At 39.0% G+C, this 12,724-nt stretch carries 15 protein-coding genes, 1 other RNA gene and 2 pseudogenes; 15 read left to right on the top strand and 3 right to left on the bottom strand.

Going from position 1 to position 12,724, the window contains the following annotated elements:
* Window positions 1-23: 23 nt before the first annotated feature.
* Both LFLEISCH_RS14445 and LFLEISCH_RS00205 read right to left on the bottom strand, forming a co-directional pair.
* Entirely contained in the window at window positions 24-386 is a 363-nt protein-coding gene (locus tag LFLEISCH_RS14445; protein WP_007471767.1) for a hypothetical protein, read from the bottom strand.
* Entirely contained in the window at window positions 379-1,335 is a 957-nt protein-coding gene (locus LFLEISCH_RS00205) for an AAA family ATPase (protein ID WP_007471765.1), read from the bottom strand. The genes LFLEISCH_RS14445 and LFLEISCH_RS00205 overlap by 8 nt, the downstream gene beginning before the upstream one ends.
* A gap of 238 nt (window positions 1,336-1,573) precedes the next feature.
* Here LFLEISCH_RS00205 and rlmN point away from each other — a divergent pair, with 238 nt between their 5' ends.
* The 11 genes and pseudogenes from rlmN (at window position 1,574) to secG (ending at window position 7,973) form a co-directional block, all read left to right on the top strand.
* Window positions 1,574-2,677 carry a dual-specificity RNA methyltransferase RlmN gene (gene rlmN, locus LFLEISCH_RS00200; protein ID WP_007471763.1) on the top strand — a complete coding sequence of 368 codons (1,104 nt, stop codon included), beginning with the start codon at window positions 1,574-1,576 and terminating at the stop codon, window positions 2,675-2,677.
* A 149-nt stretch (window positions 2,678-2,826) separates the two neighbouring features.
* Window positions 2,827-3,495 carry a hypothetical protein gene (locus LFLEISCH_RS00195; protein WP_007471761.1) on the top strand — a complete coding sequence of 223 codons (669 nt, stop codon included), beginning with the start codon at window positions 2,827-2,829 and terminating at the stop codon, window positions 3,493-3,495.
* Window positions 3,496-3,804, top strand: a complete 309-nt coding sequence (locus LFLEISCH_RS00190) for a DUF4176 domain-containing protein (protein ID WP_007471759.1) — start codon at window positions 3,496-3,498, stop codon at window positions 3,802-3,804.
* A gap of 198 nt (window positions 3,805-4,002) precedes the next feature.
* Window positions 4,003-4,422 (top strand): Imm48 family immunity protein, encoded by a 420-nt coding sequence (gene imm48, locus LFLEISCH_RS00185; protein ID WP_007471757.1) that lies wholly within the window; start codon window positions 4,003-4,005, stop codon window positions 4,420-4,422.
* A 40-nt stretch (window positions 4,423-4,462) separates the two neighbouring features.
* Window positions 4,463-4,818, top strand: a pseudogene (locus LFLEISCH_RS15665) (DUF488 domain-containing protein).
* Between the two features lie 66 nt (window positions 4,819-4,884).
* Entirely contained in the window at window positions 4,885-5,253 is a 369-nt protein-coding gene (gene isdG, locus LFLEISCH_RS00175) for a heme oxygenase IsdG (RefSeq protein WP_007471751.1), read from the top strand.
* Between the two features lie 2 nt (window positions 5,254-5,255).
* A complete protein-coding gene (locus LFLEISCH_RS00170; protein ID WP_007471749.1) occupies window positions 5,256-5,810 on the top strand; it encodes a nitroreductase family protein in 555 nt (184 codons plus the stop codon).
* Between the two features lie 19 nt (window positions 5,811-5,829).
* A complete protein-coding gene (gene rpmF, locus LFLEISCH_RS00165) occupies window positions 5,830-5,994 on the top strand; it encodes a 50S ribosomal protein L32 (RefSeq protein WP_007471747.1) in 165 nt (54 codons plus the stop codon).
* Between the two features lie 126 nt (window positions 5,995-6,120).
* Window positions 6,121-6,840: an NUDIX domain-containing protein gene (locus tag LFLEISCH_RS00160; RefSeq protein ID WP_007471745.1), complete on the top strand. Its 720-nt coding sequence runs from the start codon at window positions 6,121-6,123 to the stop codon at window positions 6,838-6,840.
* A 17-nt stretch (window positions 6,841-6,857) separates the two neighbouring features.
* Window positions 6,858-7,646 carry a type I 3-dehydroquinate dehydratase gene (gene aroD, locus LFLEISCH_RS00155; protein ID WP_007471742.1) on the top strand — a complete coding sequence of 263 codons (789 nt, stop codon included), beginning with the start codon at window positions 6,858-6,860 and terminating at the stop codon, window positions 7,644-7,646.
* A gap of 93 nt (window positions 7,647-7,739) precedes the next feature.
* Window positions 7,740-7,973: a preprotein translocase subunit SecG gene (gene secG / locus LFLEISCH_RS00150; protein ID WP_007471741.1), complete on the top strand. Its 234-nt coding sequence runs from the start codon at window positions 7,740-7,742 to the stop codon at window positions 7,971-7,973.
* On the opposite strand, the gene LFLEISCH_RS00145 is transcribed toward secG, so the two are convergent.
* Complete coding sequence (locus LFLEISCH_RS00145) at window positions 7,953-8,318, bottom strand: hypothetical protein (RefSeq protein WP_040504714.1); 366 nt, start codon at window positions 8,316-8,318, stop codon at window positions 7,953-7,955. The genes secG and LFLEISCH_RS00145 overlap by 21 nt on opposite strands.
* 131 nt (window positions 8,319-8,449) lie before the next feature.
* On the opposite strand from LFLEISCH_RS00145, the gene LFLEISCH_RS00140 reads away from it, so the two are divergent.
* The 4 genes and pseudogenes from LFLEISCH_RS00140 to ssrA all read left to right on the top strand — a co-directional run bounded on the left by LFLEISCH_RS00140 (window position 8,450) and on the right by ssrA (window position 12,563).
* Window positions 8,450-9,196 (top strand): alpha/beta hydrolase, encoded by a 747-nt coding sequence (locus LFLEISCH_RS00140; RefSeq protein WP_007471737.1) that lies wholly within the window; start codon window positions 8,450-8,452, stop codon window positions 9,194-9,196.
* 20 nt (window positions 9,197-9,216) lie between these two features.
* Window positions 9,217-11,587: pseudogene (gene rnr, locus LFLEISCH_RS00135) on the top strand (ribonuclease R).
* A gap of 14 nt (window positions 11,588-11,601) precedes the next feature.
* A complete protein-coding gene (gene smpB, locus LFLEISCH_RS00130; RefSeq protein ID WP_007471731.1) occupies window positions 11,602-12,066 on the top strand; it encodes an SsrA-binding protein SmpB in 465 nt (154 codons plus the stop codon).
* Window positions 12,067-12,197: 131 nt separating this feature from the next.
* Window positions 12,198-12,563: a transfer-messenger RNA gene (ssrA, locus tag LFLEISCH_RS14875) on the top strand.
* Window positions 12,564-12,724: the final 161 nt, after the last annotated feature.

Here is a 12,724-nt window from a genome sequence, read left to right as displayed (position 1 = left end):
TTGGAACGGTTTAAGCGCAACCGTTATTTCTTTTTTGAAAAAGGATAGATGGTTTGTTGCCTCGCGTAATGAGAGCCGAGCGATAACGGAATTCGTTGTTCGACAAGCAAATACCCGACTGGATAAAAGCTTTTTCTTTTAAATTGCAGTTCCATCTGCACAAAATCCCCGTCGAAATATTCTTTTTTCGAAAAGACACGCTGAACTTGCCAATTTTTTAGCCGAAAAAGAGAGGAAAAGATTAAAAAAAGCATAATAAGGGTGAAAAAATAAGTTAAAAACCAGCTAGCCGTATCGCCTTGAAAAAGGGTATAGGCAATGAGTGCCGCATAAAGGAGGAGTAGCGCCAACCACCTTGAAAAAAGTAAAAGCCTCCCTTTAAGCATTGGAAGACCTCTTTTCAACAGGCACAGCAACACGCTCCAAAACATCCTGAACTACATCAACTTGCTTTGTCGCTTGGTAAGTCGCTTCTGGCGTAAGTAGCAAACGGTGTTCAAATACAAACGGCGCCAAATATTTAATATCATCGGGCACAACATATGAACGTCCTTTTACGAAAGCATAACTTTTAGCCGCCGTCATCATCGCAATGGTTCCACGCGGGCTAACCCCAAGCGAAACAGCAGGATGGCTTCTAGTCGCACGAACAAGATCCACCGTATACTGCAAGAGTTCCGCACTCATTTGTGTCGCCTGACTTGCTTTTTTTAAGTCTAAAAGATCGGTTAAATGTACAACAGCTTCCGCGTCCGTTAGTTTATCCGCGTTTTGTTTCCCGAAAAGAAGGTCGAGCTCTTCTTGCGCGCTTGGATAGCCCATTTCGATTTTAAATAGAAAACGGTCAAGCTGCGCCTCAGGTAGTGTATAGGTTCCCTCGTACTCAATCGGATTTTGAGTAGCCATAACAAAAAAAGGATCCATAAGCTTTCTCGTAACACCATCAACGGTAACGCTATTCTCGGCCATCCCTTCTAGTAATGCGGCTTGTGTTCTTGGTGCAGTCCGGTTTATCTCATCGGCTAAAACAATATTTCCGGTAATCGGCCCGGGTCTAAATTCAAAAACGCGCGTTTCAGGGTTAAAGACCGAAATTCCTGTAACGTCAGATGGCAATAAGTCAGGTGTGAACTGGATACGTTTAAAACTTATATCAAGAGACTGAGCTAGTGCACGAACAAGCATCGTTTTACCAACTCCTGGAACATCTTCAATTAAGACATGACCGCCAGCAAAAAGTGCTGTTAAACTTAATTCAATAACGTGGCGTTTTCCCACGATAACTTTTTCAATTTCAGAAATAATTTGTTCAACTTGATTAAATGGTGAAGTCATTTAAATAGGCCCCATTTCATTTTTAGTCGTTAAAATAAGTATATGCTACTGGGGGAATGTTGTAAAAGAATTTTGATTTAAGTTTTTTTAAAGATTATATGACTTTTATATAGAAGGAGAAGCGAGCATAAAAGGTCGAACTTAAAAATAGACATATAAGAGGAGAAAAGTAGGGTTGCTTGAATAAATAAAAACCTTTAAAATAGAGAAAAGAAAATAAATGAGAAGAGGCTGAGTAATGACGAAAAAATCCATTTACGGATTAACGTTTGATGATTTAACAGAATGGTTTCTAGACAAAGGACAGAAAAAATTTAGGGCTACACAAGTTTGGGAGTGGCTTTATCGTAAACGCGTAGGCTCTTTTGATGAGATGACAAACGTTCCAAAAGAAAGTATTGAAATTTTAAAAGAAAATTTTGTATTAAATAACTTAGAAGAACAAATTGTACAAAAATCAAGCGATGGTACGATTAAATATTTATTTAAACTAGAAGATGGTAATTTAATTGAAACGGTGCTTATGAGTCACGAGTACGGCTTATCCGTTTGTGTAACAACACAAGTGGGCTGTAATATTGGCTGTACATTTTGCGCCAGCGGACTTTTAAAGAAACAGCGCGATTTAGACGCAGGTGAAATTGTTTCACAAATTATGAATGTTCAGCGCTATTTAGACGAGCGTGATAATGACGCACGTGTAAGTCATATTGTCGTAATGGGAATAGGCGAACCGTTTGATAACTATGATAATGTCATGAGCTTCTTACGCGTTGTGAATCATGATAAAGGGCTCGCAATTGGGGCACGCCACATCACCGTTTCAACCAGTGGACTCGCACCGCGCATTAAAGACTTCGCAAATGAGGACTTCCAAGTGAACCTAGCCGTTTCCTTGCATGCTCCAAATAACGATATTCGGACGAAAATCATGCGAATTAATCGGACGTTCTCAATTGAGACACTCATGGAAGCAATTGAATATTATATTGAAAAAACAAATCGCAGGGTAACTTACGAGTATATTATGTTACGTGATGTCAATGATTCTAGGCAGGAAGCCCAAGAACTGGCGAATTTACTCAAAAATCACAAAAAACTCGCCTATGTCAATTTAATCCCCTACAACCCGGTGGACGAACATAATCAATATGAACGAAGCCGCAAAGAAGATGTTCTTGCCTTCTACGACGTACTGAAAAAGAACGGCGTAAACTGCGTGATTCGTCGCGAACACGGTACGGATATTGACGCCGCATGTGGCCAACTTCGCAGTAAACAAATTAAACGCGTCGGCATTCGCGAACGTATGCGCGAGAAAAAGGCGCTTGAAAATCAATAATAAAAATGCACCGCTCTTTAAAATTAAATTTTAGAGGGCGGTTTTTTTGAAAGAGCGTATTTTACTAGAAGCATAGAAGTAAATAGTGTGGCAAACACATTTTATGATGGGTTTGCACATGGTAAATGGAATTTTGATAATTTTAAATTGTGGTAGGGGGGATTACTATTTTAAAAAGAATTATATACATAGGTGAAGTAGCTGGGGATGCAATTTATTTTGATACGAAACAAAAGCAACCTTTAAAAGCAAAGAAGAGTAAACTTTTAAGTAATCAAAAGTCTAAAAATAGCTCACGATATATTATCTATATTCTATTAACTTTATTTATGTTAGGGAGCATATTCCACTTACTTGGGAATATAAATGATTTTTATGGAGTTTATACAGTAGCCACACTATTAAGGTTGTGTACAATATGGTTTTTGGAATTTGTATGCCTAACTTTTTTTACTCATCGTATCTTATATAAAAATCTTAAAGATGTGGAACCCGCTTCAAAACATGAATTAGGTCAAGCAATACGAAGCAATAATATATGGAATATTTTTTCTGATAAAAAAGTGACCACATCTAAAAAAATAATAGCGTGGATAGTAACTTTAGCAATTGCATTTGCTAGTATAGGCGTTATTTATGTTTTATACAAAACTAACGAAGATGGTTATTTACTAGGACATGCAATCGGTAATGAAATTTTTGCATTACTTTTTTATGGATTTTTGCTTTTTATTTTATACTATATAATTTGGGAAAATAACTTGATAAGATGGTTAGATATTGTAGGAAAATACCAAAAAAGAAAGTTGGATAAATAGATGATAAACGAACAAAAAATTTTGCCTCTAGGATCAGTAGTTAAATTGAAAAATGGGGACGGCTCACAATTAATGATTATTGCTAGAGCGAGCATTATTGAGGAAAAAAGAAAAGAAGTATATTATGACTATGGTTCCGTTCTGATACCTCAAGGAATGCTAGCACCGGAAGCCGTATACTTTTTTAATAGAGAAAATGTCAATGAAGTATTATTTTATGGTTATGAAAACGAAGAGGAAGTAAAATTTGCTAACGAATATGATTCTATGATAGAAAAAGCTCAAGTTGTTAAAGGAACTGTTGAATGAAATTCAGCAATCTATAATGCATGAAGAAAGTACATAAATGGATTCAAGCATAAAAAACCGGTAATATCGCTATTTTATAAATGGCAATATGACCGGTTTTATGTTTTTGAGTATTTAAATTAACTCTTGAAAGCTACTGGCAAAGTGTTATAATAGATATATTTCAAAAGGAAGTTTTAAAAAAGGAGTGCCATAAAAGTGGAAGTAACTTTTTTTGAAGCAGCAAGAAATTGCGCGTGCAAGGTTGCTGAGGTTATTGAATTTAATCAAAAAAATCCTTTCGAAGCCAAAGTAGTAACATCTTATTTATTTGGGATGTTGACGATGCTTGGGTCAGACATGGATGCGGATGGAAGTGAAATTCAGGCGAGCTTGGTGGCTGCTTTGGTTCATAATTTTCATTTTAGTGAACTTGAGGCATCGAAATTGTCGAGCCATGCCATTCATTGCACAGAAAAAGCCAAACATCCAACGCAGTTTACAGTCATTGGCCGCGGCTTAGAAAGCTATGTAGATTATTACCAAAAAGGTGAATATAAAGAAATTCAAAAAGATGTTTCAAGCATCTTCGACATCGTGCGAGAATGCCAACAAGAAAATATACAGCAAGCTAGGTGATTGACTTCATCTGGCTTTTTTTATTAAAAGGAGCGGGCTTATGCTAAAACAAAAACGAATTTATGCCCAAATTGAAACAAGTGACGGCTATCGTATGTTAGTTGACCGACTGTGGCCAAGAGGGATTTCGAAGGGAAAGGCAAAATTAGACAGCTGGGAAAAAATATCGCGCCAACAAATGAACTCCGAAAAGCTTTCCACAACGGAGAAATTGATTTCGCTACATTTAAAAATCGCTATTTAGAAGAAATTTCCATGAATGAAGAGCGATTCGAATTTTTAAAAAAGGTCAAAACGGAGCTTGAAAAGGACAATGTGACCTTTTTGTTTGCGGCTAAAAGCGAGACGGAAAATCAGGCGAGTGTTCTTGCAGAATGGGTATTAACAAAAATTTAATTGACAATGAGAATCATTATCACTATAATCGAAGTAATCAATTGGAAACGTTTAGGGGGAAAATAGATGATTATTGTGACAAATACGATTAAAGTGGAAAAAGGTTACGCAGAACATGTCATTCAGCAATTTACGGGCGCTGATGGCTCGGGTCACCCAACAAAAGATATTGCTGACGTAGATGGCTTTTTAGGATTCGAATTATGGCAAACACATTTGCCTGATAGTGATTATGAGGAAGTCGTGGTATCTAGTAAATGGGTAAGTGAGGAAGCACAAAAAGCATGGGTGAAGAGCGATTCATTTAAGAAAGCGCATGGTCGTACAAAAGATTCACGCGAGCAAAAACGTGACCGTAAAGGTATTTTGGGCAACACAATTACCCAATATGAAATTGTCCACGTCCAAAAACCAACTGATAAAGTAGGAGATTAGACATGCGGAGTATAGCTGAAATCATTCAGAGTCGCCGTTCAATCAAAAAAGCTACCGAAGAACCAATATCCAAAGAAACCGTATTGCATTTAATTGAAATCGCTTCTTTTGCCCCTTTTCATAGCAAAGTTGAGCCGTGGGAAGTATACATGATGAGCACGGGAGCGCAAAAAGAAAAGTACGTCGAAGCAGTCGTTAAAGCAAATTGTGAAAAACAAGAAGAAGAGCAAAAAATACGTGAAAGTACAATGGCTAAGATAGGAACCGCCCCGATAACGCTTATTATTACGTCCAAAATCGTTGGAAATGAAAAGAAAGATTTCGAGGCTATCGCGGCCACAAGCGCCTTTATTCAAAATCTTCAACTGCTCGGATGGGAAGAAAACATAGGAATGATTTGGCGTACAAACAAATATATCTTTAGTCCTCTATTTTGTGAGGCATTAGGCATCCCGTCAGATGAAAAAATAATTGGAACTTTGCATTTAACAAGGTTTACTGAAGTAAAAGAAGCTAAAACAAGACGTGAAATCACGTCATATGTCCATGAACTCTAAATGGAGGAGGTGATTCAAGTTGGCCGTACCTGCAAGAAGAACATCCAAAGCAAAGAAAAATAAACGCCGGACACATAAAGGCTTAACAGTGCCTGGTCTCACAAAAAATAAAGCGACAGGTGAGTATCAAATGTCACACCGCATCGCACCTGATGGAACCTATAAAAATAAGCAAGTGCTTTAATTTAATACCCATTTTTACGAAATGTACGTTTTTTTTATTCGTAAAGATGGGTATTTTTTTTTATGTCTGACATGCTAAAATGAAGCATATCATAACGGAAATCATATAGAAATGAGGCCAATGGGAATGACAGAGAACTTTGTAAATGAAAATGAGGCGTTAAAAGCCTATGATGCGAAGAAATTTCGAACACCAGATGGTTATACGAGTGACATTTTACTTTTTACTGTAGAAAAGAGCCAGCTACATGTGCTTTTAATCGAAAGAAGCCGTTTAAATGCGGAAGGAAAGCCTAATATTGAAGGCGGGAAATGGGCGTTTCCCGGTGGCTTTGTGAATCCTGATGAGGACGCGTATCAGGCGGGTATTCGTGAACTAGAAGAGGAAACAGGTCTAACGGATATTCCGCTCACTGCTTTTGGCGTTTATGATAAGCCCGGTCGTGACCCGCGTGGCTGGATCATTACACGTGCGCATTATGCCTTTGTGCCAAAAGAAGCTTTATTAAAACGCGTGGCAGGCGATGATGCGGCAAATGTGGCGCTCGTTTCTGTAGAGGAAGCATTCTCTTGGCCTCTTGCTTTTGATCATTTGGACATTTTACGTGATGCGACACAAAAAATTAACCAAGAAATGCTTCTTTCGACTAAAGTGAGTGATTTTTTACCCGAGTTTTTTACATCGGAAGAGCTTTATACGGTTCTTTCGGGTTGTACATTAAAAGGTGCTATTCCGTCTTTTGAAGAGTTTGATCATTATATTGAATTACTTCCTTTCATTGAAAAAGGTCAAGACGGGAAATATTTATTCAGCTCGGAAGCAAATGCACACAGTATTTTCTTTTAAAAAAACGAGAAGGAGGAATGAAAGTGGAAACGATAACGATAAAAAATCTGAACATCGGAGACGGAACTCCGAAAATTTGTGCCTCACTCATGGGTAGAACGATTGCGGATTTAAAACGAGAAGTGGAGACTATAAATGATTTGCCCGTAGATATTTTGGAATGGCGTGCCGATCATTTTGGCAAGGTGCAGGATTTAGAAACTGTCAAATGGGCTCTTCGTGAGATTAAGCCGCTCATAAAGGATAAGCCACTCCTTTTTACTTTTCGTTCACATGCTGAAGGGGGAGAGTTAGATGTAAAAGAACCCTTTTATTTTGAACTAAATCGTGTTATCGCTCGTACCGGTGAAGTGGATATGATAGATATTGAACTATTTCACGACGAACAGGCGATAACAGACTTTGTTCGCGCTGCGCATGAAGCTTCTGTAAAAGTGTTAATGAGCAATCATGACTTCCGGAAAACCCCAAATAAAGCAGAACTTTTAGCACGCTTTGCTAAAATGGAAGCTTTAGGAGCGGATATAACTAAAATCGCCGTTATGCCTAGGGACGGGGCTGACTCACTAGTTGTGCTCGACACAATGAATGTGCTAAAAGAAGAAGCGACTAAACCGTATATTGCCATTGCGATGGGCGATTCAGGTGTCATTACACGACTTTCCGGTAATCTATTTGGCTCTGCTATCACATACGGCAGTGTCGGAAAAGCATCTGCCCCTGGACAAGTTCCCGTTCAAAATTTACGCCTAGTACTCGACGCATTAAAAGAAAAAGCAGCAAGTAGTACCTTCACAGAATTGTAACAAACTAATTGTATGTCATCTATTGTACGCGGCCCTTTATTATGGTAAGATTATCTTTAGTCAAAACGGACGGTTTTTTTAGGAGGAATAAGAATGAGTGCATTTTTAACAGTCACGCTGATTGTTGTATCCGTACTTCTTGTTACAGTAATTATCCTTCAACCAGGTAAAAGTAACGGCCTTTCCGGCGCGATTTCTGGTGGAGCTGAACAATTATTCGGTAAACAAAAAGCACGTGGCCTTGAATTATATTTACATCGTGCAACAATTGTATTATCCATCATTTTCTTTGCAATTCTCATTGCATTAGGCTTTTTCATTAAATAAGCATATGATGACAAACCACCTACAAAACTGTGGGTGGTATTTTGTTGCGCTTCTTAGTGCTTCAGCACTTAGAAGCGCAATATAAATACGACCAAAGGGAGTATTTAATCCATAAAAGGCACTTAGTGCTTCAGCACTTAGAAGCGCAATATAAATACGACCAAAGGGAGTATTTAATCCATAAAAGGCACTTAGTGCTTCAGCACTTAGAAGCGCAATATAAATACGACCAAAGGGAGTATTTAATCCATAAAAGGCATTTAGTGCAACAGCACTTAGAAGCACAATATAAACACGACCAGAGATAGCACTAACAAGTAAAAATAAACTGAACACTACGAGCAATAGATACTAGACGTCAGAATTAAAATAAGAAGATACCTAGTTCAATCGAATATGATTTTTTTTAATTGCTTGGGACGTGTTTTTCACGTACACTAGAGAAGAATCAAAAGTTGCGTGAGGAGCGTTTTAAAATGAAATTTACACCACCAAAACCTTTTTTATTTGAAACAGGAAAAAGAGCGGTTTTGTTACTTCATGGTTTTACAGGGAGCTCAGCGGATGTGCGGATGCTTGGGCGGTTTTTGCAGGATCATGAGTATACTTGCTATGCGCCGCAGTATAAGGGCCACGGCGTATCACCAGATTTATTGCTTCAAACGGGGCCAAGTGATTGGTGGCAGGATGTATTAGAGGCTTATGCGCATTTGGAGGAACTGGGGTACAAGGAAATTGCTGTTGCTGGGCTGTCGCTAGGCGCGTTATTTTCTTTAAAACTTGGTTTTACAAAGCCTGTAAAGGGAATTGTGTCGATGAGTGCACCAACCAAAATGGATAGTTCATCTCCTATTATTTCGGGGTATATGGATTATGTGCGGAATTATAAACGGCTTGAGGGGAAGATGCCTTCTGAAATCGACTCTGACATGGTGCATTATAAAGAAGAATCTATGGACCAAATTGTTCAGTTAAAAGATGAAATTAACACTGTGGCAGGTGAAGTCGACATGATTTATGCTCCGATTTTTATTGCCCAGGGAAAACTTGATGATATGGTGGATGTGGACGGAGCACAGTGGATTTATGATACTGTAGAATCTACGGATAAATCGCTTAAGTGGTATGAAAATTCCGGCCATGTTATTACGATAGATAAGGAACGTAAAGAGTTGCAAAATGATATTTTAGACTTTTTAAACCGTTTAGATTGGCAAGAATAAAGATTAAGGAGGGATGAATAATGGAGGAACATCAAATGGAGGATCGCTTATTAGAGGTTCTGCGTGCACAAAAAGAACAAACTTTTTCATTAGATGATTTAGAAGCAGCTATTCATTTAGACGGAGCGGATGCTTTTAAAGAAATGGTGAAGGCGTTAGTTCGTTTAGAAGATAAAGGGGACGTCATTCGAACGAAAAAAAAATCGGTATGCCTTACCTGAAAAAATGGACTATATCAAAGGGACTTTTCGGGCGCATGAGCGTGGATTTGGTTTCGTTTTACCAGAAGAGAAAGACTTGGACGATATTTTTATCCCACCAACAGAAGTAAACGATGCTATGAATGGTGATTTAGTTTTCGCTAATATTACAAAACGAAAAGGCGATAATTTAGCTGAGGGTACCATTAGCAAAATTGTTGAGCGTAAAACGACGCAATTAGTTGGTACATATGTGGAAGACTTAGTAGGCGATGGGATTGTTATTCCTGATGATAAACGTGTATTTGGAGAAGTACACGTAGATTTAGCTGATGGACTTAAGCCTGTTGATGGGCATAAGGTTATTGTGGAATTAACCGAGTATGCACATTCACATAATCGCGCTCGTGGCGTTGTTAAAATGATTATTGGGCATAGAAACGATCCGGGCGTTGATATTTTATCAATTATTCATAAGCACGGGATTGAAACGGTATTTTCCGATGCTGTGATGAAAGAGGCGAATGCAACAGAAGATGCAATAAATCCGGACGAAATTGGTTCTCGCCGTGATTTAAGGGACCAAGTGATTATTACGATTGACGGGGCAGATGCGAAAGATTTAGATGATGCGGTTACTGTAACAAAACTCGAAAACGGTCATTTTAAGCTAGGTGTGCATATCGCGGATGTCACGCATTATGTGAAAGAAGGCTCGGAGCTTGATAAGGAAGCCAGCTCACGCGCTACAAGTGTTTATTTAGTGGACCGTGTAATTCCGATGTTGCCGCACCGTCTATCAAATGGGATTTGTTCTTTAAATCCCAAAGTAGACCGCTTCACAATGAGTTGTGAAATGGAAATTGATGAGACGGGACACGTCGTTAGCCATGAAATTTTTGAGAGTATTATTAAAACAACCGAGCGCATGACCTATACTGATGTCAATGCCATTTTAGTCGAAAACGATTCGGAACTACGCGAAAAATATGCGCACATCGTCCCTATGCTTGAGGATATGTTCGAACTCTCTAAACACCTTCATGAAAAACGAGAAGCGCGAGGAGCTATTGACTTTGATGCAAAAGAAGCGCGAGTTTTAGTAGACGAAAAAGGCCGTCCAGAACAGGTTGTCTTACGATCAAGGTCGGCAGGTGAACGTTTAATTGAAGAATTTATGTTAGCGGCCAATGAAACGGTTGCGGAGCATTTTCACTGGATGGATGTCCCGTTTATTTACCGTATTCATGAGGACCCTAAAGAAGATAAATTGGCACGTTTCTTTGAATTTATTACCAATTTTGGTTTAGTCGTAAAGGGAACATCGAATCAGGTGCACCCAGCAGCACTTCAGCAAGTTCTTGATGAAGTGAAAGGAAAACCAGAAGAAATGGTCATTTCAACGGTCATGTTGCGCTCTATGCAGCAAGCTAAATATGATACTGTTTCTGCAGGCCATTTCGGACTAGCAACGGATTTTTATACACATTTCACTTCACCAATTCGCCGGTATCCCGATTTAATGGTTCACCGTCTTATTCGCGAATATTTAATTAAAGGTGACGTCTCGGAAGAAACGCTTGCAAAACGCGCTGAAGAACTGCCTGATATTGCGGAACATTCTTCCAAAATGGAGCGTCGTGCGATTGAAGCGGAACGTGAAACAGATGAACTGAAGAAAACGGAATTTATGGTCGACAAAGTGGGCGAGAAATTTACGGGTATTATTAGTTCTGTGACTAATTTTGGTCTGTTTATTGAACTGGAAAATACAATTGAAGGTTTAGTTCATGTTAGTGCCATGAAAGGCGATTATTATCAATTCCATCAAAATATGTTAGCGATGATTGGCGAACGCACGGGCCGGGTTTATCGGATTGGTGACGAGGTCGAAGTCGAAGTAACAAAAGTGGATGTTGATGCACGAGAAATTGACTTTGCGTTAATTAGTGAAGGCAAAGAGGGCGGCAAGACAAAATTCCAAAAACAAAAGCCTATCAGCAAAACTCGCGCTTTTAAAGAAAAAGGAAATCGACCTAATAAACGGCGCAAGCAAGAGTCTGGTAAGGATGAAAAACAAGCTGACGGTGACTGGTACACGAAGCCGAAGAAGAAAAAGAAGAAAGCTTTTTATGAAAGTGTGGCCAAAAAAGGGCAACCTAAAAATAGTAAGAAGAAAAAACGTCGTTAGAAAGGAGGATGAAAATGCCAAAAGGTGAGGGAAAACTCATAGCTCAAAATAAAAAAGCACGTCATGATTTTGCGATTGAAGAAACGTTTGAAGCTGGCATTGTCCTTCAAGGTACGGAAATTAAATCTGTGCGTGCGGCACGTGTTAATTTAAAGGATGCTTATGCGAGAGTGGATAAAGGTGAAGTTTTTTTGCACAATATGCATATTAGTCCTTATGAACAAGGGAATCGTTATAATCATGAGCCGCTTAGAACGCGGAAGCTACTTCTTCATAAAAAACAAATTAGTCGTTTGATTGGTGAAACGAAGGAAGCTGGTTACTCCATTGTTCCGCTTAAAATGTATTTGAAAGATGGGTACGCGAAGGTTCTAATTGGTGTGGCGAAGGGTAAGAAGAAGTATGATAAACGCGAAGATTTAAAACGTAAAGAAGCCAAACGAGATATTGAACGCGCATTTAAGGAGCGTCAGCGTTAGGGGAATTTCAATCTGCCGAGCGGATTGGAATTCTGTCTCGTTTTTTAATCGATTTAGTCAGGAGAAAGTCGCTCTACGCTTGTGTCTATGCTGTTTTTTTAGTATAATGAGAAAGCTAGAGTTTTTCATTCGGGGCTGTTACGGATTCGACAGGGATAGTTCGAGCTCGGATGGCGCGTCGAGGGGTCGTCCTCGTCAACAACGCAAAAGCCAATAATAACTGGCAAAGAAAAACAAAACCTAGCTTTCGCTGCGTAATAGTAGCTTAAGCTGATCCTCCGTGCATCGCCCATGTGCTACGGTAAGGGTCTTACTCTAAGTGGGATACGGTTAAAGGCTTCCGTTTGTAGTCTTTAAAAAGAGATCAATCAAACTAGCTGAAAGGAAGCCCGTTTCGAGGCCGAGATTCAAGCGAAATTCTAATATCGAGACTACACGCGTAGAAGTTCGAGTGCCGATATTTCTGGACGCGGGTTCGACTCCCGCCAGCTCCATTTTGGTAAAAAATATGGAAATGAAAAAACCTTAATTCGTTGATTTTAAACGGGTTAAGGTTTTTTTTGAGAAAATGTCGAAAAATTGGGATTAAATTGATACTTGTTGGCAATGAAAACAAGGGCGGAAATTTTTATAGAGATAATAGCTTCGATAATTACAG

The organism is Listeria fleischmannii subsp. fleischmannii LU2006-1, from assembly GCF_000344175.1.
GTDB lineage: Bacteria > Bacillota > Bacilli > Lactobacillales > Listeriaceae > Listeria > Listeria fleischmannii.
Note: the sequence above shows the minus strand (reverse complement) of the source record. Positions and strands in the feature narration are given on the sequence as shown.